The sequence below is a fragment of the Sphingomonas sinipercae genome, from assembly GCF_011302055.1.
GTDB lineage: Bacteria > Pseudomonadota > Alphaproteobacteria > Sphingomonadales > Sphingomonadaceae > Sphingomicrobium > Sphingomicrobium sinipercae.
Window position 1 is genome coordinate 1677449 of sequence record NZ_CP049871.1, and the last position, 25027, is coordinate 1702475.

Annotated in this window: 29 protein-coding genes and 1 other RNA gene; 15 read left to right on the forward strand and 15 right to left on the reverse strand. The window is 64.5% G+C overall.

Going from position 1 to position 25027, the window contains the following annotated elements:
• Nucleotides 1–15 precede the first annotated feature (15 nt).
• A complete protein-coding gene (locus G7078_RS08740; RefSeq protein ID WP_166095130.1) occupies nucleotides 16–1428 on the forward strand; it encodes an APC family permease in 1413 nt (470 codons plus the stop codon).
• On the opposite strand, the gene G7078_RS08745 is transcribed toward G7078_RS08740, so the two are convergent.
• Nucleotides 1358–2530: an aromatic ring-hydroxylating oxygenase subunit alpha gene (locus G7078_RS08745; protein ID WP_166095132.1), complete on the reverse strand. Its 1173-nt coding sequence runs from the start codon at nucleotides 2528–2530 to the stop codon at nucleotides 1358–1360. The genes G7078_RS08740 and G7078_RS08745 overlap by 71 nt on opposite strands.
• 89 nt (nucleotides 2531–2619) lie before the next feature.
• Between G7078_RS08745 and G7078_RS08750 the strand changes: the two genes are divergently transcribed.
• The 3 genes from G7078_RS08750 (at nucleotide 2620) to G7078_RS08760 (ending at nucleotide 4448) form a co-directional block, all read left to right on the forward strand.
• Nucleotides 2620–3855, forward strand: a complete 1236-nt coding sequence (locus tag G7078_RS08750) for a chymotrypsin family serine protease (RefSeq protein ID WP_166095134.1) — start codon at nucleotides 2620–2622, stop codon at nucleotides 3853–3855.
• A 121-nt stretch (nucleotides 3856–3976) separates the two neighbouring features.
• Nucleotides 3977–4183 carry a cold-shock protein gene (locus tag G7078_RS08755; protein ID WP_166095136.1) on the forward strand — a complete coding sequence of 69 codons (207 nt, stop codon included), beginning with the start codon at nucleotides 3977–3979 and terminating at the stop codon, nucleotides 4181–4183.
• Nucleotides 4184–4247: 64 nt separating this feature from the next.
• Nucleotides 4248–4448 (forward strand): hypothetical protein, encoded by a 201-nt coding sequence (locus tag G7078_RS08760; protein WP_246166333.1) that lies wholly within the window; start codon nucleotides 4248–4250, stop codon nucleotides 4446–4448.
• 18 nt (nucleotides 4449–4466) lie between these two features.
• Here the strand turns inward: G7078_RS08760 and G7078_RS08765 are convergent, their stop codons facing one another.
• The 6 genes from G7078_RS08765 to G7078_RS08790 all read right to left on the reverse strand — a co-directional run bounded on the left by G7078_RS08765 (nucleotide 4467) and on the right by G7078_RS08790 (nucleotide 8894).
• Nucleotides 4467–4664 carry a hypothetical protein gene (locus G7078_RS08765; RefSeq protein WP_166095139.1) on the reverse strand — a complete coding sequence of 66 codons (198 nt, stop codon included), beginning with the start codon at nucleotides 4662–4664 and terminating at the stop codon, nucleotides 4467–4469.
• A gap of 92 nt (nucleotides 4665–4756) precedes the next feature.
• A complete protein-coding gene (locus G7078_RS08770; protein ID WP_166095141.1) occupies nucleotides 4757–6121 on the reverse strand; it encodes a right-handed parallel beta-helix repeat-containing protein in 1365 nt (454 codons plus the stop codon).
• Nucleotides 6122–6204: 83 nt separating this feature from the next.
• Nucleotides 6205–6720, reverse strand: a complete 516-nt coding sequence (locus tag G7078_RS08775; protein WP_166095143.1) for an NUDIX hydrolase — start codon at nucleotides 6718–6720, stop codon at nucleotides 6205–6207.
• Nucleotides 6717–7391 carry a TPM domain-containing protein gene (locus G7078_RS08780; RefSeq protein ID WP_166095146.1) on the reverse strand — a complete coding sequence of 225 codons (675 nt, stop codon included), beginning with the start codon at nucleotides 7389–7391 and terminating at the stop codon, nucleotides 6717–6719. The genes G7078_RS08775 and G7078_RS08780 overlap by 4 nt, the downstream gene beginning before the upstream one ends.
• Nucleotides 7391–8218, reverse strand: coding sequence for a TPM domain-containing protein (locus tag G7078_RS08785; RefSeq protein WP_246166335.1), 828 nt, complete (start codon nucleotides 8216–8218; stop codon nucleotides 7391–7393). The genes G7078_RS08780 and G7078_RS08785 overlap by 1 nt, the downstream gene beginning before the upstream one ends.
• Nucleotides 8219–8291: 73 nt before the next feature.
• Nucleotides 8292–8894, reverse strand: coding sequence for a LemA family protein (locus G7078_RS08790; RefSeq protein ID WP_166095151.1), 603 nt, complete (start codon nucleotides 8892–8894; stop codon nucleotides 8292–8294).
• Between the two features lie 107 nt (nucleotides 8895–9001).
• Between G7078_RS08790 and mscL the strand changes: the two genes are divergently transcribed.
• Entirely contained in the window at nucleotides 9002–9427 is a 426-nt protein-coding gene (mscL, locus tag G7078_RS08795; protein WP_166095154.1) for a large conductance mechanosensitive channel protein MscL, read from the forward strand.
• Nucleotides 9428–9470: 43 nt separating this feature from the next.
• Here the strand turns inward: mscL and ssrA are convergent.
• Nucleotides 9471–9814: a transfer-messenger RNA gene (gene ssrA / locus G7078_RS08800) on the reverse strand.
• A gap of 81 nt (nucleotides 9815–9895) precedes the next feature.
• On the opposite strand from ssrA, the gene G7078_RS08805 reads away from it, so the two are divergent.
• The gene (locus G7078_RS08805; protein ID WP_166095156.1) at nucleotides 9896–10174 is read left to right on the forward strand and encodes a hypothetical protein; all 279 of its coding nucleotides are present in this window, start codon (nucleotides 9896–9898) and stop codon (nucleotides 10172–10174) included.
• 83 nt (nucleotides 10175–10257) lie between these two features.
• Nucleotides 10258–11007, forward strand: coding sequence for an NUDIX hydrolase (locus tag G7078_RS08810; RefSeq protein ID WP_166095159.1), 750 nt, complete (start codon nucleotides 10258–10260; stop codon nucleotides 11005–11007).
• A 92-nt stretch (nucleotides 11008–11099) separates the two neighbouring features.
• Here G7078_RS08810 and G7078_RS08815 read toward each other — a convergent pair whose 3' ends face one another.
• Nucleotides 11100–11378 (reverse strand): SWIB/MDM2 domain-containing protein, encoded by a 279-nt coding sequence (locus G7078_RS08815; protein WP_166095161.1) that lies wholly within the window; start codon nucleotides 11376–11378, stop codon nucleotides 11100–11102.
• 73 nt (nucleotides 11379–11451) lie between these two features.
• Nucleotides 11452–12264, reverse strand: a complete 813-nt coding sequence (locus G7078_RS08820) for an LD-carboxypeptidase (protein ID WP_166095163.1) — start codon at nucleotides 12262–12264, stop codon at nucleotides 11452–11454.
• A gap of 47 nt (nucleotides 12265–12311) precedes the next feature.
• Between G7078_RS08820 and G7078_RS08825 the strand changes: the two genes are divergently transcribed.
• The 3 genes from G7078_RS08825 to G7078_RS08835 are packed head-to-tail and all read left to right on the forward strand — an operon-like array spanning nucleotide 12312 to nucleotide 14609.
• A complete protein-coding gene (locus G7078_RS08825) occupies nucleotides 12312–13709 on the forward strand; it encodes a Mur ligase family protein (protein ID WP_166095165.1) in 1398 nt (465 codons plus the stop codon).
• A 25-nt stretch (nucleotides 13710–13734) separates the two neighbouring features.
• Nucleotides 13735–14112, forward strand: a complete 378-nt coding sequence (locus tag G7078_RS08830; RefSeq protein ID WP_166095167.1) for a hypothetical protein — start codon at nucleotides 13735–13737, stop codon at nucleotides 14110–14112.
• Nucleotides 14112–14609 (forward strand): 5' nucleotidase, NT5C type, encoded by a 498-nt coding sequence (locus tag G7078_RS08835; RefSeq protein WP_166095169.1) that lies wholly within the window; start codon nucleotides 14112–14114, stop codon nucleotides 14607–14609. Before G7078_RS08830 ends, G7078_RS08835 begins: the two co-directional genes overlap by 1 nt.
• Here the strand turns inward: G7078_RS08835 and G7078_RS08840 are convergent.
• Together G7078_RS08840 and G7078_RS08845 are read right to left on the reverse strand one after the other, a co-directional pair.
• Entirely contained in the window at nucleotides 14606–15157 is a 552-nt protein-coding gene (locus G7078_RS08840; protein ID WP_425505243.1) for a hypothetical protein, read from the reverse strand. The genes G7078_RS08835 and G7078_RS08840 overlap by 4 nt on opposite strands.
• A gap of 174 nt (nucleotides 15158–15331) precedes the next feature.
• Nucleotides 15332–15553, reverse strand: coding sequence for a hypothetical protein (locus G7078_RS08845; RefSeq protein WP_166095171.1), 222 nt, complete (start codon nucleotides 15551–15553; stop codon nucleotides 15332–15334).
• Nucleotides 15554–15695: 142 nt separating this feature from the next.
• Here G7078_RS08845 and G7078_RS08850 point away from each other — a divergent pair, with 142 nt between their 5' ends.
• Both G7078_RS08850 and G7078_RS08855 read left to right on the forward strand, forming a co-directional pair.
• Nucleotides 15696–16907, forward strand: a complete 1212-nt coding sequence (locus G7078_RS08850; protein WP_166095174.1) for a sensor histidine kinase — start codon at nucleotides 15696–15698, stop codon at nucleotides 16905–16907.
• Nucleotides 16900–17652, forward strand: coding sequence for a LytR/AlgR family response regulator transcription factor (locus G7078_RS08855; protein ID WP_166095176.1), 753 nt, complete (start codon nucleotides 16900–16902; stop codon nucleotides 17650–17652). Before G7078_RS08850 ends, G7078_RS08855 begins: the two co-directional genes overlap by 8 nt.
• Here G7078_RS08855 and G7078_RS08860 read toward each other — a convergent pair.
• Both G7078_RS08860 and G7078_RS08865 read right to left on the reverse strand, forming a co-directional pair.
• Nucleotides 17620–18936: a dicarboxylate/amino acid:cation symporter gene (locus G7078_RS08860; protein WP_166095178.1), complete on the reverse strand. Its 1317-nt coding sequence runs from the start codon at nucleotides 18934–18936 to the stop codon at nucleotides 17620–17622. The genes G7078_RS08855 and G7078_RS08860 overlap by 33 nt on opposite strands.
• A gap of 18 nt (nucleotides 18937–18954) precedes the next feature.
• Nucleotides 18955–19773 carry an energy transducer TonB gene (locus tag G7078_RS08865; RefSeq protein ID WP_166095180.1) on the reverse strand — a complete coding sequence of 273 codons (819 nt, stop codon included), beginning with the start codon at nucleotides 19771–19773 and terminating at the stop codon, nucleotides 18955–18957.
• A 202-nt stretch (nucleotides 19774–19975) separates the two neighbouring features.
• Here G7078_RS08865 and G7078_RS08870 point away from each other — a divergent pair, with 202 nt between their 5' ends.
• Nucleotides 19976–20431 carry a ferritin-like domain-containing protein gene (locus tag G7078_RS08870; RefSeq protein ID WP_166095183.1) on the forward strand — a complete coding sequence of 152 codons (456 nt, stop codon included), beginning with the start codon at nucleotides 19976–19978 and terminating at the stop codon, nucleotides 20429–20431.
• Between the two features lie 74 nt (nucleotides 20432–20505).
• Here G7078_RS08870 and G7078_RS08875 read toward each other — a convergent pair whose 3' ends face one another.
• On the reverse strand, nucleotides 20506–21438 hold the full coding sequence (locus tag G7078_RS08875; RefSeq protein ID WP_166095185.1) for a LysR substrate-binding domain-containing protein: 933 nt from the start codon (nucleotides 21436–21438) through the stop codon (nucleotides 20506–20508).
• A 351-nt stretch (nucleotides 21439–21789) separates the two neighbouring features.
• On the opposite strand from G7078_RS08875, the gene G7078_RS08880 reads away from it, so the two are divergent.
• Together G7078_RS08880 and G7078_RS08885 are read left to right on the forward strand one after the other, a co-directional pair.
• The gene (locus G7078_RS08880) at nucleotides 21790–21963 is read left to right on the forward strand and encodes a hypothetical protein (RefSeq protein ID WP_166095187.1); all 174 of its coding nucleotides are present in this window, start codon (nucleotides 21790–21792) and stop codon (nucleotides 21961–21963) included.
• A 133-nt stretch (nucleotides 21964–22096) separates the two neighbouring features.
• Complete coding sequence (locus G7078_RS08885) at nucleotides 22097–24970, forward strand: M16 family metallopeptidase (RefSeq protein WP_166095190.1); 2874 nt, start codon at nucleotides 22097–22099, stop codon at nucleotides 24968–24970.
• The last annotated feature ends 57 nt before the right edge of the window (nucleotides 24971–25027 follow it).

A 25027-nucleotide genomic window follows, 5' to 3' on the forward strand; every position in this document is an offset into this window, starting at 1 on the left:
CTCGTCCCCTGATTGATGGCGCCGCGACTAGGATGGGCGCGCCCGATTGCCAACCCCGCCGGCGAGTGCGAAGTCCACCGGATGGAACCCGTCACGCAAGCGCTCGCCATCCCGCCTGAACCCCGTTCACGAATGCTCGGCAAATGGATGAGCGCGGCGATGGTCGTCGGCACGATGATCGGCTCCGGAATCTACCTGCTGCCGACCACGCTTGCGCCATACGGTCCCAACCTGGTCTGGGCGTTCGCACTTACTGGCGCGGGCACCATGTGCCTGGCTTTCGCCCTCGCCCGGTTGGCCGCGAAGATTCCCGGCGGCCCGTTCGCTTACGTCACCGAAGCGTTCGGGGAGACCACGGCGTTCGTCACCTTGTGGAGCTACGTCGTATCGCAATGGACCGGCGTCGCCGCCGTATCCGTCGCGGTCGCGGGCGCGCTCGGCCACGTCTTTCCGGGGGTGGCGTCCGGTCCCGGGCTGATCGCCACCGCGCTTGCAAGCATCGCCGTGCTGACGTTGGTGAACCTTGGCGGCGCGCGTTCTGCCGGCTGGCTGCAGGTCGTCGCGACCTTGATCAAGATCGTGCCACTAATCGCCGTCGTCGTGCTGGTGATCGCCCGCGTCGGCGGTGACGGCGCGGTCGAGCCCCTTGCTCCCGTTCCGATCAGCACCGCACTCGTCGCGGCCGCCGGAGCGCTGATGCTGTTCTCACTGACCGGCTTCGAAGCCGCCGCCGTGACCGCCACGGTGACGCGCGATTCGACGGAAACGGTGCCCGTCGCGACTATCGGCGGCACCGGCTTCACCGCCATCATCTATCTACTCGCCACCGTCTGCGCCCTGATGCTCCTGTCGAGCGCGGCGGCCGCCAACAGCAGCGCGCCGTTTGCCGACGCCATCGCTCCGATCCTTGGCGGCGGCGCCGGCGCGGTGGTTGCAATCATCGCGGCGATCAGCGCCTTCGGCACCTGCAACGCGCTGCTGCTATTCGCGGCGGAGGTCGGGCGGACGATTGCCCGGGCCAACGACCTGCCGCCGGTGTTCCGTCGCGCCAACCGGTTCGGTGCGCCGACGGGATCCTTGCTCGTGTCGGCCGGCATCGCAGCCATGCTCGTCCTTGCCAGCTCGTCGAAGAACTTCGTCACCGTTTACATCTTCATCACCTTGGTCTCGACGGTCGCCGCGCTGATCCTTTACGCGGTTTGCGCCGCCGCGGCGCTCAAGCTGCGAGTGACGGGACGCTGGGCGTTCATCGCCGTGATCGCGCTGGCCTACTCGGTCGCGATGTTCGTCGGCGCTGGCCTGGAAGCGACCCTCTGGGGCTTTGCGCTCGCCGCCGCCGGCCTGCCGGTGCGCTGGTTCAGCCGGCGGTTCTGGACCAGCCCGGCGGCGGCGGTTCCGCCAGCCGCGCCTGAGGCACCAGCCGCCTGAGCTTGCGGGCAAAGCTGCGCAGGCAAACCTCGCTCGTCCCCAGCGGCCCGGGAGAATAACTCGCCGACTGCATGCCCAACTGGACCCGGGCGATCAGCTCGGTATCCTCCGCGTTCACCCGCCGGTTGATCCGCCAGTTGAGGTAGCGCGCCGCTTTCATCTCGCGCCGCGCGTCGGGCAGCGCATAGCTGATTTCCCGGATCACCGTCTTGGTCGGGCTCACCGGCAGGAATTGCATGAAGTCGACCTGGTCCGGATAGATGTCGAAAGCGACGTTCGGGAACAGCTTGTAATATAACCATTTGCGCCGGTGCGATGCCGGCAGGTGCTCGGCCTCCGGGAGCAGCTGCTGATAGGATCGCTCCGACGGGTTGGCGGAGGGTTGATCGACTAGGTCGCCCTCCATGCGGTCGACATGGTCCTTGGCCCCGATCCGGTAATTGCGGCCGAACAGGCGCGTCAGGCCGGGGTGACCGACGGCGATGTGGAGATGATCCGAATAATTGTCGGCGATGGTTTTCCAGTTGAGCGGCCGCTCGCGCAGGGTCACTCGCCCAATCGCGCCCAATTCCTCGAAGCGGTAGGGCGCAACTTCCGCTTCATAGGGCGCCATCATCTCGGCAACGGACGGCGCGCCCGGTTCCAGGGTCACGAACAGGAAGCCGTGCCAACTCTCCAGCGCCAGCGGGATTAGCCCGAGCTCGCTGGTGACGAGCCCCGGATATTCGTTCCGGTGCGGCACTCCCACCAGCCGCCCGTCACGGGCGTAGCTCCACGCGTGATAGGGGCAGGTCAGCACTTTCGCGCAGCCGCCTTCACCGTCCACCAGGCGCGATCCGCGATGGCGGCAGACGTTGGCGAATGCCCGGACCGTTCCATCGTCGCCGCGGATGACGATCACGCTTTCGCCAAGATATTCCAGGCTGCGCCACTCGCCGTGCTGCGCGATTTCGTTGGCGTGGCAGACGACCTGGGGCGCGGCGCGCAGGAAGTTGCGCTGCTCCGCCTCAAAGAATTCCGGATCGAAATAAAGCCAGCCCGGCAAGCTGTGATCGTCGAGCGGGTCTGGCTTCGAATCGACGGATCGCAACATAGTGGCCATGACCGTCCATACTACGGCCTGGCGGTTCGCTGCCAGCCGCCCTGCACAATCGCACCCGCAGGGTCGCGTTCATCGGCAAAAGCGCACAAATGGCGACGATGTTCTGGCTTCTTGCAGCCCTGTCCCTGTCGGCCACCCAGCCTTCCGTCACGCCGCTTTCCCGGACCGAGGCCTTGCAGCAGGACGCCAATCAATATGCGCTCCAGCACCAGATCAACGCCGAAGAAGCGCTGCGCCGGCTCCGCGCCCAGCAACGGACCGTCCCGGCGACGGAAGCAATCGCCCGGGAATTCGCCGCGCGCCTCGCCGGCATCGCTATCGAGCATTCGCCGGAATACCAGATTGTCGTTCTGCTTACTGGCAGCGAGCGTGTCGCCGACCGTAGCGCGGAAGGCGTCCCGATTACGTTCCGCACTGGTGCCCGAGCGACTCGCGACCAGGCGCTGTGGGCGCTTCGCCGCCACCTGATCGACCTGCGCCGCGAGCTGCCGGGAGCGCGAGGTGCCGGCTACGACCAGCGCACGGGTGAAATTGTCCTGCTGATCCGCCGCGCCGATGCGCAGACGTTCGGCGTTGTCGCCATCCAGCATTACGCGCAGCAACTTGGCGGAGTGCCGGTACGGGTCGAGATCAACGATATCCCCGAAACCAATCTGCGCGCGGAAGGCGGCGGTAGGCTGGAAGGACCGCTTCCCAACGGCAAGCGCGGCCTTTGCACCGCCGGCTTTGCCGTGACCGACGGTCAGCGCGACGCGATTGCCACCGCCGCGCACTGCCCGGACGAGATGGCGTACCGCGACTCGGCGGGGGCGCTGCACCCGTTGCCGTTCCTAGGCCAATGGGGGCTTGGCTATCACGACGTGCAGATCAACCTTTCGCCCGAACCGCTCGCACCACGATTCTATTCCGACCGCCGCGCCGGTGCGCTTCGTCCGCTCGAAAGCTGGCGCAACCTTGCCGAAATCCGCGCCGGCGATTTCGTCTGCCATTGGGGCGAGACGTCGGGATACAGCTGCGGCGAGGTGCAATTGACCGATTATGCGCCCCCCGGCGCGCTGTGCGGCGGCCCATGCACGCCGATGTGGGTCACCGTCGCCGGCGGGGCGTGTCGGCCCGGCGACAGCGGCGGGCCCGTCTTCGTTGGAACCATCGCCGTCGGGATAATGAAGGGCGCCAATCGCCTGCCGGCGTCGAAGGACCAGCCCGAGGGGCGGTGTAACTTCTATTATTTCATGTCGACCGACTTGCTTCCGCCGCCGTGGCGTCTGCTCCATTCCGGCGGCTCAGTCGTGGGCTTACATTCGTCGCCAAAGTCCCCTATGTAAGCGCTGCTACTAGTCGCAACTGATGGTCTTCTGGCGCTTTGCGGCTCCGCATTCCTTCTGCTTCGCTACTCCTAGCGCAAGGCGGTCCACGCTGGACCGCGACACTGCAAAGGAATGAACTATGCCAATCGGCACCGTTAAGTTTTTCAACGAAACCAAGGGCTACGGCTTCATCGCTCCGGAAGACGGCGGCAACGACGCCTTCGTCCACATCTCGGCCGTGGAACGTGCCGGCCTGCGCACGCTGCAGCAGGATCAGCGCATCAGCTACGATCTTGAGGAAGACCGTCGCGGCAAGATGGCCGCCGTCAACATTCAGGCAGCCTAACAGCGACCCTGTTTTTCCGGCCGGGGGCGAAAGCTTCCGGCCGGACTCATTCAAGGAGAGTGCGTTGAACGATCTGCAAACCTACGAAAGCCGCGCTGCGCAGGCTCGAAGCGAAGCCGAAGAAGCGAAGCTGGATAACGTCCGCGACCGCTGTTTGCGCGCCGCCGATGCGTGGGAGCAGATGGCCGAGCGCGTTCGCCGTACCGATCAATTCCGCGCCACCCTCGCCGCCGACAAAGCACGCGCCGCCGGCCTGGCCGAATAGGTCTCACCGTTTCGCGCCCTAGTCCACTGCCGGCTCCTCTTTCGCCGGGCCTGCCCGCTTCTTGAACTTCGACTTCAGGTCGGCACGAAGCGACCCGCTGCCAAGATGCTCGTCGACCGACGAATGCCCTTCCCGGCGCAGCTTCGCACGAAGCTCCTCAAGGCTCTGGCACTCCGGCGCGAGTTCATAGGCGCGCTGGACGGTTCCGGGTTCCATGACTTCTCCTGATCGATGATCTTTGCTTGTGCCCATTATGTCAGGGCCGGGAAAGATTGCGAACGGATGTTTTGTTTCGGCCCGCAGTCGGGTTAGCCGGTCCGCCGCTGCACCTGCCCGTTGACGACCAGCTCGCCCAGAATGCGCGCGCTGTAGAGCCCCACATTCCCATCGATTACGTTTCGGCCGACGAACCGCCCCCGCGGGTAGCTTTGCTTGGGCGAGGTTTGTGACATCGTGCAATCGGCGAAGGTGACTACATTGGTGGTGTAGGGCAGCACTGCGCGGTCGGTCAGCTCGAACCGACAGCGATTGAACAATACATTGGGATTGCCCGGCAGGTCGGCGATCGTCGACGATCCACCCGGATTATAAACCACCCCGGTCGGACTGAGCGCCGGATCGTCGTGAAAGGTGCAGTCGTGGAACTGTGCTGCGCGCTGCGGGTCGGCGTCGCCCCATGCGTGCACGATCGAGCCGACGAAGGCGCAGTTGGAAAATCGAAAACTCGGCTTCCTCGGCCACACCGCATAGCTGGTGGTGCCGATGAAGCGGCAGCGCTCAAACACCGCGCCCTCGGACCGACCGCTGTCAGCCACCATGCCGACACCCTTGTTGTTGACGAATTCGCAGTCCGCGAAGCGCAGGTTGCGCACCGTCTTGCCGCCTTCAGCCTCGATATCGACCCCCGCGCCCGGCGCGCTCGCTATCCCAGCCTTACCGGTGTGATTGAACTTGCAGCGCACAAACACATAGCCGCGACCGCCAACGACGCTGCACCCTTGGCGCCCATTATATTCGCTGCGAACGTCCTCGATCAGGCCGCTCCCCAGTCGCGCCGGGTCACCGTCCAGCATGATGCCGTCGAGCGGGTGATGGTGCACGTAGACGCGGGCGATGCGCTCGGCTCCACGATTGTCGGATAGCTTGATCCCGCTCGCCGGGATCTGCCAGCCGGTATCACCATATTGCCCACCGACCTGGAGCGCCGCGAGATTGCCGTCGAGTTCGAGGTCGCTGATTTCGACGGGACCCGTGCAGCGTTCGACGAGGATCATCGCCTCGTAAGGGGAAGCGAGTTCCCCGCCTTTCAAATAGGGCATCGGGTGCCTGGTCGGTCGTCCGGCGGGGCTGAACGTGCCGAACCGCAACCCCGGGGCACAGCGAAGGCGCGCACCGTTCCCGCGGATTGTTAGCGGGCGACTGCAGCGGGCGAATTGCATCACCGCAGCGGGCGCGAAAGCGTAGCCTGCTCGGCCACCGGGGACGTGCCCGCCGACGAGATATGTCGTCTTGCGCAGCCGAACCTCGCCGCCGCCTTGGCGATTGACGAACGACGCCATCCGAGCGAACGCCGCGCTGTCGTTGGTTCGGCCGTCGCCGCGGGCGCCGAACTGCTCCGGTGTGACGACTATCCCTGCCGCAATGGCAGGCGCGGACGTCGCGACAATTGCCACCGCGCCGCCACCTACCAGCTCTCGTCTGCTCAATTTCATCGGCATTTCCTGTCGCAAACCGGATGAACCTGCGCTGGAGCCGCTCAGAAGTTGAGAAACAGCAGCAGCTTTACGTCGACGGCCACGCCGGCTGTCCGGCGTTTCCTGATGAAATCCCCAATGTCCTCGCGCGCGACGAGGTGCACCTCGATATCTTCATGCTCGTTGCCCCCGCCCTCGCCGCAGCGGGAAACGCCGTGCGCGCGCACCAGCGTGAAATGCTCGGCGACCATGCCCGGCGAACTTTGGAACTGGCCGAGCAACTCGATCCGCTCGGCGGTGAAGCCGGTTTCTTCTTCCAGCTCCTTGACCGCCGTGCTCTCGACCGTCGCGTCCGCCTCTTCATCGCCAACCAGCCCGGCGGGAAGCTCGAGGCAGCGCCGGCCGACCGGCACCCGGTATTGCTCGATCAAGATGACCTTGTCGTCATGCTCGGCGAGGACGACGACGGCATCGGTGCTGCCGGTGCGCGACACGAACTCCCAACGGCCGCGCCGTTGCACGCTGATATATTTTCCCGCCCATTCGGTCTCCAGCGGCGCGTCGACGTCGTGAGTCATAGTTCGATGAGCTTGTCGGGTATCTCGTTGGTGTCATCGGTGGATCGGGGGAAGTGCTGGGCAAGCACTGCACCGACTTCGCTGATCGCAGCAACAATGCCATCGCCGGGACGGCCCGCCTTTACCTGCTCGATCAACGCAGCCATTGCTTCACCCCACGTTTCCGGCGTCGTCACCTGAAGGATCGCTTCGTCGGCAACGATCTCGGCTCGGCGCTCGGCCATAGACAGGTAGATGAGGATACCGGTGCGGCCGACGGTGCGGCGCTCGGCGGCGGCTTTGAACACCGCAATGGCGCGGCGCCGGACCCGCCGCGATTTTGTCGCCCGCGGAGTCAGCACCAGCCTCAGCGGCAGATATTTCAAGACCACCAGCACCGCGGTGAACTTCAGCAGGGCGAGCACCAGCAGGATCGTCAGCAGCTCGCGAAGGCTTGGCTCTGGGCGCCACGAACCGAGCAGCAAGTCGCTCCACCAAACCAGCGAGGCGGGCCAAATCGCCGCCCAGGCAAGCACCGCGAAAAGCACCAGCGCCGCCCAGTGAAGCGCCACGTCGTGATAGGAATCGCTGATCGGCGTGGCGACGGCGACAATCTCGCCGTTGCTCTGCGCTTCGGCCTGCGCGATCGCGGCGCTGACCTTCGCGTGGTCGTCTGCGGTCAGTCCCTGCATCACCAACTTCCGCTCGCGCCGCCACCGCCCGACGAACCGCCGCCAAACCCGCCAAAGCCGCCCCCGCCGCCGAAACCACCACCGAAGCCGCCCCCGCCGAAGCCTCCGCCCCGGCCGCCGTGGCGACTGGATCCGCGGCTCAGCTCATTCAGACCCCAGAGCACCACCCAGGGACTGATACCACCGCGACGCGAGCGATACCGCTGCCCGCGCGCCCGCCGGCTCAGCGACCCGATGATCGAAAAGAAGATGAACATGATGATGAGGACGGGAATGAGCCCAGCACCGCCGACATCGGCCTGTTGAGCCTTCCGCTGCTCCTCAAGCTCCTGCTGCTGCGCTTGGGTAATAGTCTGCTGTGCCTTGGCTGGCGAAAGTGACATCTGGCGGATGACCTCGTCCGCGCCAGCAACGATGCCCCCGGCCATGTCATTCGCGCGGAACCGCGGCAGAATGGTGCCACGGATGATGCGCCCGTTGAGGATGTCCGGCAGGAAGCCTTCCGCGCCGTAGCCCGTCTCGATGCGCACCTTCCGCTCGTTCGGTGCCACAAGGAGGAGCACGCCGTCGTCCCGTTCCTTGTTTCCGATCCCCCATGCCCGGAAGAGCCGAGTGGCATAATCTTCGATCTCCAGCCCATCCAGGCTGCGCACGGTCACAATTACGACAGCGCGCTGACTCTGCGCGAGTAGCGCATTTGCCTTCGCGTTCAGCTCAGCCTCCTGCTGCGGCGAGAGCAGGTTGGCCTCGTCGAGCACCGCAGTCGTCGGTTTCGCCGGAAAATTTTGCGCCGCGGCCGGCGCGGCGAACAGCAGCGCCAGCGTCAATGCGAACGCGGCAAGGCCATCCCATACTGATCCTCGGATTGCCAAGCCGCTGCGCTCCTCGCGATGACGGATGTCAGCCGCCCGTGTTGAAATCGACCTTCGGCGCATCCTGCGCGCCGGCCTCGGCCTCGAACGGCACTTTCGGCTTGGCGCCGTAGAAGATTTTGGCGCCGATCGCGTCGGGGAAGGTGCGGATGCGCGTGTTATACTGGCGCACCGCTTCGTTGTAATCGCGGCGCTGGGTGCGGATTCGGTTCTCGGTCCCTTCCAGCGCGACCATCAGGTCGCCGAAGCGCTGCTGGCTCTGGAGCTGCGGATAGCGTTCCATGATGACGGTGCCTAGCAGGCTGCGCGCGCCCGAAAGGCTGGCCTGCGCATCGTTGAACCGCTTCACCGCCGCCGGATCGCTCAGCTGCGCCGGAGTCAGCGTCGCCGACGTCGCGCGGCTCCTTGCTTCGGTCACCTGAGTCAGGATCTTCTCTTCGCTGCCAGCTGCGCCCTTCACCGTTTCGACGAGGTTGCCGATGACGTCGTTGCGGCGCTGATATTCGGCCTGGAGGTTGGCGAATTCTGCGTTCACCTGCTCCTCGGCGGTCGGAATGCTGTTGATGCCGCAACCGGCGAGCGAGAATGCGGCAAGCGGTGCAAGCAGCCCAAAACGGCGCAATACGGTCATCGAAAGGTCCCCTCGTTGGTATCGCAAAGGTAATGATCGCGGTCGCGGCTTACAATTGGCTACCGCTGGGATAAGTTCCGGCCTGGAAGCGAGCGGGGGAGGCAGCGATGCTGAGGGGATTTCGGGACTTTATCGCACGGGGCAACGTCCTTGACCTTGCCGTTGCCGTGATCATCGGCGCCGCCTTCGCGACGATTGCCGGAAGCCTGACGGAAGACATCATCATGCCGATAATCGGCGCCCTGTTCGGCGGCCTCGATTTCTCCAGCCACTTCGTCATGCTCGGCCCGGTGCCGGACGGTTATGCCGGCAGCCTGACCGATTACGCGGCGCTCAAGAAAGCCGGCGCACCCGTGCTTGGATGGGGCCAGTTCCTGACCGTGGTCGTCAATTTCCTGATCCTGGCCTTCATCGTCTTCCTGATCGTGCGCTGGGCCGAGCGGTTGATGCGGCGCGAGCCGGCTGCCGCAGCCGGACCGACGGAGATTGAGCTGCTCGCGGAAATTCGCGACGAGCTTCGTCTGCGCAAATAGGAAAAGTGGAGGGGCTTCTGTTGCCCGGCGCCCTCCAAACCGCTGGATTCCCCTTCTGTTGCCCGGCGGGGTCCAACCGCGCTTTTGTCTTTGTAACTCAGTCCGTGAGGACGTTGTTACGCAGCAATAGCAAGAGCCTCGTTATCGTTGGCACTTGTGTGAATGAGCCTTTGCGGTGGACTCATACCGACCGGCAGCCAGACCTTTATTGCACTCGTCGATCCTATTTCGCCCCCATCAGCAGCGGCGCGAACCGCGGCTGGTGGTGGAGGCGCCGGGGTACTGCCCCCCGGGTCCGAAATGCCTATTCCACCTAACACTCTACCGGCGTAGTCGGGTTGCCCCGACGCCCTTGAAATAGGCGTTTCCGCGCAAAAATACAAGAAAATGCGGTGTTTCCGGCGCTGGAAATCAGGCTTCGACTGCTGCTAGGACAGCGGGACCAACTTTCGACACGCGGGGAGTGAAATGAAAAAGTTCAACCTGGCCATTGCCGGTGCCGCGATGATCGCGCTTGCCGGTTGCGATCGCGGCAATCAGGACCAATTGGGCGACAACGTGCAGACCGATGCGGTCCCGCCCAGCGAAGATTTGAACGCATTGTCCGACCAGGCTGCAAACATCGCAGCCGAGGCCCAGCAGCTGGAGAACCAGGCTGCGGAGCTCAACCAGGAAGCCGATGCCGCGATCAACGACAATGCGGTGGGGCCGGAAACCGAAGCGGATGAGAATATCCAGGGAATGTAATTCCCGGTCGATTGTCAACGGGCCGTCGCTTCACCGAAGCGGCGGCCTTTTTCTTTGCGGTTGGTTGGCATAGCGCCGCCATCATGGACGAGACGCCCGCAATTCCCGCCGCGACCCTGGTCGTCGTTCGCGACCGCCCGATAGGCCCGCCGGAGTTGCTGATGGTCGAACGCGCCCAAGGCATGGCCTTCGCGGCAGGGGCCTTGGTGTTTCCGGGCGGAAGAATCGATGCCGAAGATCGGCTGGTCGGCCAGTCGGCGGCTCAGTCGGACGGCGGCGCCCGCACCGCGGCGCTTCGCGAAACGCTGGAAGAAACCGCGATTCCGATCGGCTTGTCCCCGCTTCCAACCAAAGCCCAGGCGCTGCTGTTACAGCGGGAGCTGATCGCCGATCGGCCTTTTGCCGAGCTGCTGCAGGAACATGCGCTGCAGATCGACCCCGACCTTTTGGTGCCCTTTGCGCGCTGGGTGCCCAAATTCCACGCCACCCGTCGTTTCGACACGATGTTCTACGTCGCGCGTGCGCCGGACGGCGACTGGCCGCCGAATGTCGTGCCGGGCGAGTGCAGCGGCGCCTTTTGGCTCACCGCCCAGGAAGCGATCAAACGGGCGGATGCGGGTGAGTCGCAAATGATCTTCCCGACGCGACGAAACCTTGAGCGGCTGGCGCAACATTCCAGCTTCGATGACATCCAGCGGGACGCCGAGCGGCATCAGGTGACGCCAATTTCCCCATGGGTGGAAACGTCCGATGGCGAACGGTTCATCACCATTCCCGAAGGGATCGGTTACCCCGTGGTGCGCGAAAAAATGGACGGCCTTTGGCGGGGCTAGCTACCGCTGCCGCAGCCGAGTCGCGCCGCTGACAAGAAAAAGGGATCCGCGGTCGCCCGCGGATCCCTGCTTCGCTCCAGTGGGTCTAGAGCTTATTTCAGATGGTTCGAAAGATGCTTGTTCATCTCGAACATGCTGACCCGGTCCTTGCCGCCGAAGACCTTCTTCAGCTTGTCGTCAGCAACGATTTCTCGTTTGTTCTGCGGGTTTTGAAGGTTGTTCTTGCGGATGTGATCCCACATCTTGGAAACGACCTGGCTACGCGGAAGCGGGTCGTTACCAACGATCGCCGCGAGGTCCGCCGAAGGCTGTACCGGACGTGCGAGTCCGCCGCCTGCCTTCTTGCCAGTCCCGCCTTTACTGTCTGCCATAGAGCCCTCCTGTTGTGCTTAGAGAGATAGAGCGCAAAGCCCGGCCCTTTGCAATGCCGGAATATAACCTGAATCAGGTGTTCGGCGGGCCGAACGGAACGACCTTGTTTCCGGCATCGTGGCCGATGTCCGCCGGCACCCCCAATGGAATGCCCGCCCGGTCGCACCATTGCGCGACGATCGCCTGCTCGTCTTCGCCGAAATCCGTGTCGTTGGGGGGGATGTCGGAGGCGCGCCCCAAGCGGATCCGGGCGACCTTGCGCAGGTTAGCGCTGGACGTGACGTGGAACATCAGCCGGTCGATTTTATAGTGATGCTCGCTGACTTCCTCGATCAGCAATTCGACGCCCGCGAAATCCGGTTCGAGGACCGTGCCCAACAGCTTCGACAGGACGGTCAGGTTAAACGCCATCGCCGGCTGCTGAAGCGCCGGCTCCAGGCTTTCGGGGGAGCGATGCGTCAACCAGTCCAGCGCGCGCCCGATTGCCGCCTCGCCCCCGGCGCGCCGGATATCTTGCGGCATCGGCCCGTGCGCCGCCTCCAGGCCCGCCTTGTGCAAGGCAGCCAGCAGGAAGCCGGTGTCGCTATAGCCCATGAACGTCTTTTGGCGGGCGGCCTGCGGAAGGTCGCGCACCGCCGCCTCGGAAATCCGGTTGGATCCGTAACCGCCCCGGGCGAACCACACCGCGTCGACCGCAGGGTCGGCCATCACTTCACGCAAAGAGGCGAGGCGCTGCGCGTCGGTGCCGGCGAAATGGCCCGCCGACAGGAAGCACTGCGGATGGATGAACAGGTCGCAATCGCCGCGCGCGGCAGCGATCGCCTGAACCTGTTCCGCCGCCTCCTCGCTGAGACGGTTGCTCGGTGCGACCACCGCGATTTTCACGACATTGCCCTTTGTATTGGCACGCCCGTCGCAATAGGGCGGCGGCGATGAGCAAATCCAGCTACTTCTTCAGCGGCATCGGCGGCAGCGGCATGCTCCCCCTCGCCTGTATCCTGCGCGCGTCCGGCGCAGCCGTCTCGGGATCCGACCGTTCGCTCGACGCCGGGCGAACGCCCCAGAAGTTCGATCACCTTCGCGCGCTTGGCATTGCGCTGCACGCGCAGGATGGCTCCGGGCTTGCCGAAGGCTCGATCCTGGTCACGTCCGCCGCGGTCGAGGACACGGTTCCGGACGTGGTCAGGGCGCGTGAGTTGAAGCTGCAGCAACTGCGGCGACCGGAATTGCTGGCACAGCTGCTCAACCAGGCCGAGCACAGCATCGCCGTCGGCGGCACCAGCGGAAAATCGACCGTGACCGGCATGATCGGCTGGATCCTTCACGCCTGCGGCCGGCAGCCGACGGTAATGAACGGCGCGGTCATGAAGAACTTCGCGTCCCCTTCGGAGCCTTTCGCAAGCGCGGTGGTCGGCGATCCTGGACTGTTCGTCAGCGAAGTCGATGAAAGCGACGGTTCGATCGCGCTCTACCGGCCTGAAGTAGCGGTCCTGACCAACGTCACGCTCGATCACAAGGAAATTGATGAACTGCGCGGGCTGTTCGCCGGCTTCCTCGCCGCGTCGCGCAAATGCGTGCTCAACCTCGACGATCCCGAAACGCGAGCGCTGGCCGAAGCGCTGCCGGCCGAACGGCGAGTGACCTACGGCCTCGACGCGCCTGGCGCCGATCTCGCCGCGCGCCACATCGAGCTGCTTCCCGACGGCGCGACCTTCGCGCTCGACAGCGGAGGCGAAAGGCACGAGGTGCGGTTGGCGGTGCCCGGTCGCCACAACGTCTCGAACGCGCTCGCGGCCATTGCGGCGACCTCGGCGATTGGCGTCGAAGCGGCGGAGGCTGCGGCTGCCCTCGCGCGCTTTGCCGGCCTTCGGCGGCGCCTGGAGCTGGTCGGCGCGGCCGCCGGAGTCACGGTCATCGATGATTTCGCGCACAATCCCGACAAGATCGACGCCACCCTGGCGACGCTGCGCGCGCAGCCCGGCCGGCTGTTGCTGATGTTCCAGCCGCATGGTTTCGGGCCGATCGCCAAAATGGGCGACGAGCTGGCAGCGAGTTTCGCGCGCGGGATGGCCCCGGACGACCGGCTGTTCCTGCCCGACCCGGTCTATCAGGGCGGCACGGTCGAGAAGAGCCGAGGCTCGGACTGGCTTGCACGGCGCATTGGGGAGGAAGGCGGCAATGCCGAGCATCTGCCCGAGCGATCGGTCATCGGCGAGCGCCTCCTGGGCGAGGCGGCGGATGGCGACCGGATCGTCATCATGGGCGCGCGCGACGATTCGCTCAGCGAATTCGCGGCCGACCTCGTCCGGCGGCTTGGGCAGCGGAACTGAAATTGAAGTTCAGCGTCGGGCGGTGATGGCACAACCCGGGACCGTGATCGGTTGGCTGCTGGACGAAGATTGCCGCGAGCGGCTGCTCGACCGTTTTACGCCAGCCTATGAGAAAACCGTCGCACACCACGTGACTCTGAGCAGCGGCGCGACGGATCAAACGCCGCTCCCGCCCGAGGTCCGGGCAGAGGTCGTCGGGCTTGTCGACGATCAGAAGGGCGTCGAAGCGCTGGTGGTGACGATCAACGGCTCTACCGACCGGGTCGATGGGTCGACCTACCACGTCACCTGGTCGCTCGGCCCGACGCGCCGCGCGCGCGAAAGCAATGATGTGCTCCGGGATCTCGGCTGGGAGGCAATCGAGCAGCCCATCCTAATCTCGCTTCGGCCGGCCCGGTTCTGATGGGCACGAAGCAACCGCACCTGTTCCTCGACTGCGACGGGGTGCTCGCCGATTTCGATGCGGGGGCCAAGGCGCTGCTCGGGATGCTTCCCGCCGCCTTCCAGAAGCGGCATGGCAACGGCGAATTCTGGAAGCGCCTCGCGCGGCACGGCAATTTCTACGGCGACTTGCCCGAGATGCCCGATGCCCAGGAGCTGTTCGCGGCGGTCGAGCACCTCAAACCGACGATCCTGACGGGATTGCCGCTGGGCAAATGGGCGGCCCCGCAAAAGGAACGCTGGGCGGCCGAGCATTTCCCCGGCGTTCCGATCGTCACGACAATGGCGCGAAACAAGCACCTGCACATGGCGCCGGGAGACGTCCTCGTCGACGATCGGGAAAACCACCGGCAGCTATGGGAAGATGCGGGCGGCATCTTCGTCCATCACAAGAATGCGAAGGACTCGATCCGGCAGCTGGCCGAAACCTACCCTTCGCTCAAGCGCGTCGGCACCTAGGCTGCGGCGGGAAAGTCGACCTTTTCGACCCACTCCGGCCAGAACGCGGGCTCCCGGTTCGACCAGCCAGGCGCGGTCGCGGCGCTTTCGCTGATCGACTGCAGCAAGGTCCGGCGCCGGTCCGGGTGGAGGTGCGGAAGCGCGGCGGCGGCACAGAATGCAGCGGGCAGCCATGCGCGGGCAGCGGCACCGACCAGGCGCTCGTAAAGGAAACGGTAGGCCGGGAAATTCGGCAACCGGTCCTGGCCGAGGTCGAAGGCGGACAAGGTGATCAGCGTACCGAGAAAGGGCTCGATCATGTCCAGGCCGCTGTCGTCCGGAACCTGCATCCGCAGGTGATCGAGCTGCTTGTACAAGCGGGCCTGGGCACGGATGGACGCAGCTTCCGCTTCATCGCGGGCCCAGCATTCGATGGCATCGCGACGGCCGTAGGCAACGTCCAGCGAGCGGCGGATGTACCGCTGCGTCGCCTTCGAGAAACCACCGAACTCCTTCATCTCGGAGAGCAGCAACGCGCCGTTAGCCGGCTGGCTGGTCCTCGTGATCATGACCCCGACTCCTTTTGCCTAGCGGGATCATGCGGCTGTGTTGGTTGCATATAGCTTAACCACGCGTCCCACCCCCATTCACATTGAATCAGAGGGGGATGCGTGCGGCAAGGCCAGAAATTAACCTCTCGCCGCAAAACTGTGGATTGTGGATTTGAGGCAACGCCCGGACGGTTAGTCCTCGTGCGGGGCGCCGGAGGACGGGACCGGCTCGTTACGGCCCGGCTGAACGACTGAAGGCGGGTCGGACGCATCCATGGATTCGTCGCTGCCGACGTCGACCTTGGCGTCGCTGTCATGGGGATGCTTGCGGAGTTTCTCTTCGAGTTCCGGCTGCGGATCGCCGCTTCCGATCACGGGTGGCGGGCGATGCCGCTTTTCGTTGTCCTGCTCCACGTCACTCTCCAGCATAAGTTGATCGGTGAACGAGCGACCGCGCGTCGCCGTTCCGCATGGCTTTCGACAGGCGGACGGCGCGCTTCTGCGAACAAGCGCTCGACCGCTCGCACCGGCCACTGTCCTCCGCTAAAGTCAGGCCATGCGCCCCCTCAAGCATCCCTTGGCCGTCCGTCGCTTCGCGGACTGGCCGCTCGCCTGCAAATCGATCCTGGCGATGTGGGCTGCCTACAGCCTGACCGTCGTCGCGCGGGCAATGCTCGGCACCGATCCGGGCGCGGTGGTGCAGAACAAGCTGATCACGATTGTCGCCGGGGTTTGGCTCACGGGCCTCGTCTACCTTGCGGTCGCGCTGCTTGGCGCCGGGCGGGACATCAAGCGCCGCGCGCTCATTGCGGGCGTCGCGTCCGCCATTGCAGCCTGCGCCATGGCCGGAATCCTGATGGGTCTGGAGGATTTGCTGCGGCCGAGCCGGGAAGAATTCCGCTTTCCGGCCAAGGAAGGCATGGTCATCGTCGACGGCCGGTCGATGCGGATTGAACGGCAGGCAACCGAACCGCTGGTCCTTACCCTCCCGAAACTCGCGCAACTGGAGCCGATGGAGCGCCTTCGGTATGCGGCCGACGCGGCGGTCATCTGGTTCTTCTTCTTCGCCGCCTGGAGCGCCTTTTACATCGCGACCCTGGCCCAGCGGGAAGCCCACGAAGCGCTTAGCCGCGCCGTCGATGCAGAAGCGGCGGCCCAAGCGGCCCAGGTTCGAGCACTCCGCTACCAGGTGAACCCGCACTTCCTGTTCAATACGCTCAACTCCTTATCCTCGCTGGTGATGACCGGCCGCAGCGACCGCGCTGAGGCGATGCTCCTCGCCCTGTCGACTTTCTTCCGCCACAGCCTCTCGCTCGACCCCGCCGCGGACGTCACCCTAGCGCAGGAAATCGATCTTCAGCGCCTGTACCTAGATATCGAAACCACGCGCTTCCCCGATCGCCTGCAGGTCGAGATCGAGGTTCCGGAAGAACTCAGCACGGCGGCGCTGCCCGCGCTGATCCTGCAGCCGATTGTCGAGAATGCGATCAAATACGGGGTCGCCACGTCGCGCGATAAAGTGCTCATCCGAATTCACGCCGAACTGCTGGAAGATCGCCGGATACGCGTCAGCGTGACCAACCGGCTGCTCAAGCCGGGTCCCAAGCGGCTGGCGGCCGCAACACATGAAGGAACGGGGCTTGGCCTGGCCAATGTTTGCCAGCGCCTGCACGCGCGCTTTGGCTCGCGGGCCCAGTGCAACTTCGGCCCGACCAACGATGGCGGCTATCGCGTCGCTCTAACCCTGCCGGTGGACAACCGTGGTTGAGGCGCAGCCGCTACGCGTCCTGATCGCCGACGACGAGCCGCTGGCGGCCGAACGGCTGCAGCTGCTTCTCGCCCGCGCGAACGGCGCGCGCCTGGTCGGGACCGCCAGCGACGGGGAAGCGGCGCTGACGCTGTCCGAGGAATTGTCCCCTGACGTGTTGCTGCTCGACATTGCCATGCCCGGACTCGACGGCATCGCCGTAGCTCGCTCGCTCGCCGCGCAGCGGCCCGCCCCGGCGGTCGTCTTTGTGACCGCGTTCGATCAGTTCGCAGTCGCCGCCTTCGAAGTGGCGGCGGTCGATTATCTGATGAAGCCGGTCGACCCGGTTCGGCTGCAGCGCGCGATCGATCGCGCCCGCGAATATATCGACCAGCGGCGGGACACGCCGAACCAGGCAACGGACTCGAAATCGCGTTGGATCGACGAATTCTGGGCGTCCGACCTGACCGGCCTGGTGCGCATCGCGTCGCGCGATGTCGACCGGGTTTCCGCCGAGCGGGACTATATGCGCCTGCACGTGGGGCGGCGCAGCTGGCTGATCCACCATTCGATGACGGCTCTCGAGGATGGCCTCGATCCCGGCCTGTTCGTGCGGCTCCACCGGTCGGCCATCGTCCGGCGCGACTTCATTGCCGGGTTCAGCCGCAACGCCTCCGGGCGATGGACGGCAAAGCTTGGCGACGGGACGGAGCAATCGGTCGGCCGCCTGTATTCAGACCGGGTCAGGGAAATCGCCGGCCGCTGAACCTTGTCGGCTGCTCCGGTCGACCGCTGCGGTAACCGCGACGTCCATCGACACGTTGCCGAGCGTTCGGAAGATGTCGGGAATCATCTCCACCGCGATCAGCAGGCCGAGCGGCCCGACCGGCACGCCCAGCGCGATGGCGATCGGAGCAATCGAGCTGATGAAACTCACCTCGCCCGGCAGGCTGACCGCGGCATAGCTCATCACCGCGCCGACGGCGGTTGCCGCGACCATCTGTGCGACGCTTGGCTCAAAACCAACCCAGTGGGCGACGTAGAAGGCGACGGCGACGTTCATTGCCGGCCCGGTCGCGCGGAACAACGCAACCGCGATCGGCAAGGTGACGTCGGCAACTTCCTCCCGAACGCCCAGCGCGCGGGCGCTCGTCAGCATCGCCGGCAGGGAGGCCAACGATGAGCGGGTCGAAATCGCAACGCTCTGCGGCGGCAACATCGCCCGCGTGTATTCGGCAAGGCGCACCCCGCCGAACAGCGTCGCTAGTGGGTAAGAGAGTAAGGTGACCGTCGCTCCGACCGCGCAGAGCAAGATGACATAGTGCGCAAGGCCGGCGAACGCTGCTCCCCCAGCTTCTGCAGCAAGCGCGACTGCAAGCGCGAACACCCCCAGCGGCGCGGCCCACAAAACCCAACCTATGATCATCAGCAGCGCGTTGGCGGTCGCCTCGAAAAAGCCGACGAGGGATCGGCGCTGCTCGACGGCGATACGCGATACCGCCACGGCGAAGAACATCGCAAACACCACGAGCGGCAGCACATCGCCGTTGGACGCAGCAGCGAAGACGTTGGTCGGGATGATGGCGCGGATGACGTCCGCGGCGCCGGCGATCGGTGCGTCCTTCGCCGGCGTGGCGGCGATCGCGCCGCGAAGCGCCTCGGCAGCCGCCGAGGACAGCGGGAATGCATGCAGCAAAAGCTGGATGACGAGCGCCCCGATCACGGCCGATGCGGTACAGATGGCAACCACCCAGACCACGGTCCGCGCGGCAACCCGGCCCGCTTTCGCAGCCTCGGCGCTTCTCGCGACGCCGGTCACGAGCAGCGCGAAGACCAAAGGAATAACGGTCATCTTCAGCGCGTCGAGCCAAAGCTCGCCGATCAGGCCGGCGGACTGCACCAGAAACGATCGTGCACCATCGCTAGATCCGGTCGCAAGGAGTCCCAAGACGAGGCCAGCCAGCAAAGCGGCAAGCACAAGGAACGGGCGCGTGCGCTTAATCCCCGAGGCTTGCCTGTCGATTGATCCATTCAAAGCCTGGTCCTTCATCACGGCGCTGGCCGAGGTTTAACCTAACTTCCAGGTGATGCGCTGGATCACTGAAGTCTTGATCGGCTTACCGGTTGAATCCGTGATCGGAACAAATTTCGCGCGGATCTTCACAACCGCGCACGATTGCGAGTCGAGGATCGCGACCCCGCTTGTGGCGATCACCGAACAATCGGCGACCTTGCCTGTCTCGTCGATTAGTAACGCCATCGTGACGGTGCCGCTCTGTTCCGCCAGCACCGCATCGCGGGGATAGTCGTTCGGGCTGATCAGCTTGCCGAGGCCTTTTCCGCGAACACCTTGAAGCTGGCGATCGGCTTCAGACGAGTCGACTTTCCAGACCGTTCGCAAGTCGGCAGCGCATTGATTTAGGAGTTGTAGAACGCTCGGGAGAGCTTCGAGCTCAAACGTCGAATGAACGCCACTGCCGGAATCGAACGTCAATATTTTTGACCCTGCCGCTGCGGCGAAATGCTTCAGGGGCATGTTGACGAGACGGACACCTTTTACGCTGCCGTGCGGGCGATATGTCAGCACACTGGCCTTCACGATCCGCGTGTCGAATGCGATTGTTCCGCGGTATTGTTCCGGCTCCTTGGGCCCGCCATTCGACACCACGCCGACTTGCATCACCTCGCCAATCGGTGGCTGCTTCAACACCAGGGTCAGCGGCTTTCCAGAACTGCCGTACTCGCGCTCCGCGACACACTGAGCATCGTCGAAATTGATCACCCAGCTGCCGGTTGGCTTCAACGGCGCGGCGGCGGGAGCGCCGGAACGGGCCGACTGCGCGAACAGCAACGCGCTGGCCGTAGCGGCGAAAATGACGGGCTTCATCAATCGACTAAGGCAATCCGGTCAGCCTGAGTCAATTGGCGGGCTGCAGCGAAATCGGATCAGTTGGCCAGCTTGGGCCGTTAAAGTTCGCCAGGATGAGCAAATGCAGCGCTAGATCGTCAATAAGCGGCGATTAGCAGGCGTCCGCAAGCGCCGTTCGAGCGTTCAGCAGCCAACCCCCCACACCAAATGGAGAAATAGCATGGCAGACGACGTACAGATCGGAACGCTCAACACCCTGGCCACGACGCTGATCGACAGCGTCAACGGCTATGAAGACGCAGCCTCCAACAGCGAGAACCAGCGGTTCACCGAAATCTTCCGCGAGCGTGCGACCGAGCGCCGTCAGGTCGTCGAAGAGCTTCGTTCTGAGATCAGCCGTCTTGGCGGAACGCCGAGCGACGACGGCTCGCTGATGGGCAAGACTCACCAGCGCTGGCTGGACCTCAAGGCCGCGGTCACGGGGCGCGACGATGAAAGCATCGTCAACACGGTCGAGTCCGGCGAAGATTATCTGAAAGAGAAGTTCGAAACCGCGCTCAGCAGTGGCGAACTGACCGGCGACTGCCGCGCAGTCGTCGAGCGGGCCTATCAGTCGGTTCGCAAAGGCCACGACCAGATGAGCCAGCTGAAGCACGGCATGGAAATGGACGGCTAAACGCAGCACCAGGCCAAAGAAAAGAGGCGGCGGCACCCGGGTGTCGCCGCCTTTTTCTTAGCTTCCGAAGCGGTTCAGTTGCTTTCCGGAAGGCGTAGATCGGCCTCGGCAGCGGCCATTTCGGCCTGCAGCCATTCTCGAAAGCGCTTGACCTTCGGCACCATCCTGCGTTCCGGGGGAAACACCAGCCAATAGGACCAGTGGCGGGTCGACAGGCGATCGGGGAATGGGGCGGCCAGTCGGCCTGCGGCGACATCCCCGACCCACAGCAGCGGCGTCAAAAGCGCGAAGCCCTGCCCGGCCATCGCCGCGTGTCCCTCGTTGGCCTGATTGTCGAGCCGGACGCCCGGGCGGCGATGGACCTGCTCGTCGAAATCCACCTGATTGTCGGTGAACCACTGCCGCCACCACTCGTCGCCGCGATTGATCAGTTCCTGATCCGCCACGTCCGCCGGCTGGATCTTGCGGCCCAACTTCCGTTCGATCGACGCGATGCACTCCGGCGTCGCCATTGGGGTGAAGGTCGTCGGGAACAGCCGATGGCATTCGAGCCCTTCCCAGTTGCCGCTCCCGGCGCGGATCGCGACATCGGCATCGCCGCTGCGGATGTCGATCAGTTCGTCGCCAGTGCTCAGTCGCACAGCCAGATCGGGATGCTTCATCTGAAACCCGCCAAGCCGCCATGCCAGCCAGGTGTTCCCGAAGGTCGTCGTCGTCGTCACGGTCAGCAACGATTCGTCCTCGGCCTCGTAACTAACGAATGCCGCCTCGATCGCGTCGAACGCCTGGCTTAGCGTCGGCAGCAGACGGGCGCCGAGCGGCGTTAGGCGAGCTCGTCCCCGTTCCCGCAGGAACAGGGCGGTCCCAATGCGCTCTTCAAGTGCCTTCACCTGGTAGGAGACGGCAGCCTGGGTCATGCCAAGCTCGGCCGCAGCCGCGGTGAAATTCTCGTTCCGAGCAGCGGCCTCGAAGGCGCGAACGGCGGTCAGCGGGGGCAGTTTCCTCATCACGCCACGATAAGGCCCACTTATCGGCGCTGTCGAGCGTTTGATTGGCGGAACGATTATTGCCTGCCTAAGTGAAGTGTACCGCCGGCACCCGGGCTTCCCCTCTCCAGCTCGACCCTGCCGGCGGTAAACATCGGCTGGAGGAATGCGCCATGGATCACGGCTCGAAATCGCTCGTCCTCACTCCGCACAGCGATCGAGCCGACCAGCATCAGCGCTTGGACCGGGCGAGCTGGAAACGGGTGAGCCCGGACTGCCGCCTGCATCTCATTGAACAGGCTCTGGGAGCATCCCGACCGATGATCGGCGGCTTCCCAGTCGCACTTTGAAGGAACAGGTAAGGAGATGACGATGGTCGACGAGATTTATGACCGCCAGTATCAAGCGGGACGCCAGGATCTTCATGCCGGGATCGACCGCGCAGTCGCACGTTTCGGACGTGCGGTAGCGGCCGTGTTCAGGGTGCAGCAGAGAATTCACTTCGCAGCGCCGTGGGATGAGCGCCGCTTCCGTCGCATGAATTGACCCCTCGGACGGCGCCGGTGAGCACGCCCGGCGCCGCCCGAACTGAGTCCTTCGCGCTCGACCGTTTGTCGAAACCGCCTATGTAAATCTGCCGCCGATCGCTTAAATGCCCTCGCACCGGGAGGGTATCACATTGAAAATTCGTCGATCTTCGCTTCTGCGCACCGCTGTTTGCGGCCGTTCGTCATTCCTTGCCATCGCCCTGTCGCTCTCGACCCTGACCGCCGTCCCGGCGCAGGCGCAGGTGGCCTGGGGATTGAAGCCCACCGACGTCGTCCCCGACCCTTCGATCCGGTACGGGGTCCTGCCCAACGGCATGAAATATGCGATCCAGCGCAACGCGACGCCGAAGAATGGCGCGTCCGTACGGCTTCGCTTTGAATTCGGATCGATCGGGGAAGCCGAGCCCGAGCGCGGGCTTGCCCACTTCATCGAGCATATGGCGTTCAACGGTTCGACCAACGTTCCGGAAGGCGAAATGGTCAGGATCCTGGAGCGGCAGGGCCTGAAATTCGGTCCGGACACCAATGCCGTCACCGGTTTCGACTCGACGACCTACATGCTCGACCTGCCGGGTAAGGACGACAAGCGGATCGATACTGCCCTGATGCTCATGCGCGAAGTCGCGAGCGAGGTTAAGTTCGACCCAGCGGCGGTCGACCGGGAACGCGGCGTCATCCTCGGCGAGCGCCGGGTCCGCGACACCTTCCAGTTGCAGCAGGTCGTGGACGCCCTTGGCTTCCAATTGCCGGACACGCCGTATCCGAAGCGACTGCCGATCGGCACCGAGGAGGTGCTGCGCACAGCATCAGCCGCGACCATCAAGAACCTTTATCGGCGATATTACCGGCCGGAGAATGCGACTTTGGTGTTCGTCGGCGATGCCGACCCGGCGGTGATCGAACAGAAGCTCAAGGCAAAATTTAGCGATTGGAAGGGGACCGGCACCGCCGGCAAGCCGCTTCCGCGCGGGTCGGTCGACCTAAAGCGCGGCACGGCCTTCGACACCTTCGTCGATCCGGCGGTGGCAACGACGGTCACGTTGACCGCGTTCAGCCCGTGGGAAAATCCCACCGATACCCTTGCCGAGCGCAGGCGCGAAATGGTGCGCTACCTTGCGACTGCGATGTTCAATCGCCGCCTTCAACGCCTGGTCAACGCACCCGGGTCGGAAATCATTTATGGCGGCATGGGCCAGGACCAGAACAAAGATGCCGCGCTTTCGGCATCGGTGACGGTGGCCGCCAAGGACGGGGCGTGGAAAAGCGCGATCGCGACTGCGGAGCAGGAATTGCGCCGTGCGCTGAAATACGGGTTCACCGCGCAGGAGCTGAAGACGGAGGCCGCGGACTCGCTCGGCAAGCTGCAGACGGCAGCGGCACAGGCGGATGCGCGAACGCATTCTGCGCTCGCCAACCGGATTCTCCAGACGCTCGACGAACCGAATTTCGTCACGACGCCAGCATTCAGCGCGGAATATTTCGCGAAGGTCGTCCCGACGATCACGGTCGAGCAAGTTAATGCCGAACTGCGCCGGATGTGGTCCGGCAGCGCGCCTTTGGTGCATGTATCGACCAAGCAGCCGATCGAGGAACGCCAGCTCGCCCAGGCCTTTGCGGCAAGTTCGAAGCTGGCGGTCGCGGCGCCGAAAGACCAGGCCGCAGTCGCTTTCGGCTACGACAGCTTCGGCGCTCCGGGCAAAGTCGTGGCCGACAGCCGGATTGCCGACCTTGGAATCCGGACCGTTCGTTTTGCCAACAACGTCAGGCTGAACATCAAGCAGACGGACTTTGAAAAGGGAAAAGTCAGTTTCTCGATCCTGATGGCCGGCGGGTCATTGGCATTGCCGATGGACAAGCCGGGGCTGGGATCGATGATGTCGATCTTTTCAGCGCAGTCGGCGACCTCCAAAAACAGCCTGGAAGACCTGAAGATCATCACCGCGGGCCGCGATGTCGTGGCTGGTGTAGTCACCAGCGGGGATGCGTTCAGCGTTTCAGGCACCACCATCGCCAGCGATTTGTCGCTGCAGATGAAAGTCAGCGCCGCTTACCTCACCGACCCCGGCTATCGTCCGGAGGCGGACAGCCTGTGGGCCAACATCGTGCCGCTGCTGGACAAGCAGCTAACGGCCACCCCGGGCCAGGTGGCACAGACGAAGTTGCCGACATTGCTCGCCAATGGCGACAAGCGGTTCGGCGTCCCGCCGACTTCGGATTTACTCGCCCGCAACTTCAAGGAAGCACGCGCAGCTTATTCGCCGCTGGCCGGCTCCGCACCGATCGAAATCGGAATCGTCGGGGACATTGACGAAGCCGCAGCGATTAAGGCGGTCGCCGAAAGCTTTGGCGCATTGCCCAGCCGCAATGCTTCCGCGCCCGCTTATACAGCGGCGCGCAAGGCGTCCTTCAAGGCCGACCGCGCGCCAATCGTCCTGACCCATAGCGGCGGCGCTGACCAGGCGATGGTGGGAGCGGCGTGGCCGACCGACGATGACAGCGACTATCGCAGGCAACTCGGCCTGGCTTTGCTGGCGGAGGTCATGGACCTCGAGCTCACCGACGAAATCCGGGAAAAGCTTGGTGCCTCCTACGGCGTGGATGTCGGTTCGACGATGTCGGACGTCTATCCGCACTTCGGCTACCTGATGGTCGGATCGGTAATTGCGCCGGGCAAGGCGGATGAGGTCGACCAGGCCATCGCCGCAATTGCCGCCGCGTTGCGCGACAAGCCCATCGATGCCGACCTGTTGGACCGTGCCAGGCAGCCGATGCTCGAAGGCGTGACCAAGTCGCTTCGGCAGAACAGCTATTGGCTGGGTTACGTCGACGAGGCGCAGAGCGAGGCGAAGCGGCTGGATCGGGTCCGGCAGCGCGAATCGATCATCCGGTCGCTGACCGCCGCCGACGTGCAGGCACTGGCCAAGCAGTATCTAGTGCCCGCGCAGCTCCAGCGCTTCCGCATCCTTAGCGAGAAGGTCGCTGCGCCCGCTGTCGCCAAGCGCTAGTTGAATTGCTCAAGGGGGGCGGCTCGCCTATAGGCGCCGCTCCCCGAAGCTGGAGCT

Bases quoted from the DNA above. Each gene is read 5' to 3' on its own strand.
- G7078_RS08740 (WP_166095130.1), top strand. From the start codon at position 16: ATGGCGCCGCGACTAGGATGGGCGCGCCCGATTGCCAACCCCGCCGGC.
- G7078_RS08745 (WP_166095132.1), bottom strand. From the start codon at position 2,530: ATGGCCACTATGTTGCGATCCGTCGATTCGAAGCCAGACCCGCTCGAC.
- G7078_RS08750 (WP_166095134.1), top strand. From the start codon at position 2,620: ATGGCGACGATGTTCTGGCTTCTTGCAGCCCTGTCCCTGTCGGCCACC.
- G7078_RS08755 (WP_166095136.1), top strand. From the start codon at position 3,977: ATGCCAATCGGCACCGTTAAGTTTTTCAACGAAACCAAGGGCTACGGC.
- G7078_RS08765 (WP_166095139.1), bottom strand. From the start codon at position 4,664: ATGGAACCCGGAACCGTCCAGCGCGCCTATGAACTCGCGCCGGAGTGC.
- G7078_RS08775 (WP_166095143.1), bottom strand. From the start codon at position 6,720: ATGACTCACGACGTCGACGCGCCGCTGGAGACCGAATGGGCGGGAAAA.
- G7078_RS08780 (WP_166095146.1), bottom strand. From the start codon at position 7,391: ATGCAGGGACTGACCGCAGACGACCACGCGAAGGTCAGCGCCGCGATC.
- G7078_RS08790 (WP_166095151.1), bottom strand. From the start codon at position 8,894: ATGACCGTATTGCGCCGTTTTGGGCTGCTTGCACCGCTTGCCGCATTC.
- mscL (WP_166095154.1), top strand. From the start codon at position 9,002: ATGCTGAGGGGATTTCGGGACTTTATCGCACGGGGCAACGTCCTTGAC.
- G7078_RS08805 (WP_166095156.1), top strand. From the start codon at position 9,896: ATGAAAAAGTTCAACCTGGCCATTGCCGGTGCCGCGATGATCGCGCTT.
- G7078_RS08810 (WP_166095159.1), top strand. From the start codon at position 10,258: ATGGACGAGACGCCCGCAATTCCCGCCGCGACCCTGGTCGTCGTTCGC.
- G7078_RS08815 (WP_166095161.1), bottom strand. From the start codon at position 11,378: ATGGCAGACAGTAAAGGCGGGACTGGCAAGAAGGCAGGCGGCGGACTC.
- G7078_RS08825 (WP_166095165.1), top strand. From the start codon at position 12,312: ATGAGCAAATCCAGCTACTTCTTCAGCGGCATCGGCGGCAGCGGCATG.
- G7078_RS08830 (WP_166095167.1), top strand. From the start codon at position 13,735: ATGGCACAACCCGGGACCGTGATCGGTTGGCTGCTGGACGAAGATTGC.
- G7078_RS08835 (WP_166095169.1), top strand. From the start codon at position 14,112: ATGGGCACGAAGCAACCGCACCTGTTCCTCGACTGCGACGGGGTGCTC.
- G7078_RS08840 (WP_425505243.1), bottom strand. From the start codon at position 15,157: ATGATCACGAGGACCAGCCAGCCGGCTAACGGCGCGTTGCTGCTCTCC.
- G7078_RS08850 (WP_166095174.1), top strand. From the start codon at position 15,696: ATGCGCCCCCTCAAGCATCCCTTGGCCGTCCGTCGCTTCGCGGACTGG.
- G7078_RS08860 (WP_166095178.1), bottom strand. From the start codon at position 18,936: ATGAAGGACCAGGCTTTGAATGGATCAATCGACAGGCAAGCCTCGGGG.
- G7078_RS08865 (WP_166095180.1), bottom strand. From the start codon at position 19,773: ATGAAGCCCGTCATTTTCGCCGCTACGGCCAGCGCGTTGCTGTTCGCG.
- G7078_RS08870 (WP_166095183.1), top strand. From the start codon at position 19,976: ATGGCAGACGACGTACAGATCGGAACGCTCAACACCCTGGCCACGACG.
- G7078_RS08875 (WP_166095185.1), bottom strand. From the start codon at position 21,438: ATGAGGAAACTGCCCCCGCTGACCGCCGTTCGCGCCTTCGAGGCCGCT.
- G7078_RS08880 (WP_166095187.1), top strand. From the start codon at position 21,790: ATGGTCGACGAGATTTATGACCGCCAGTATCAAGCGGGACGCCAGGAT.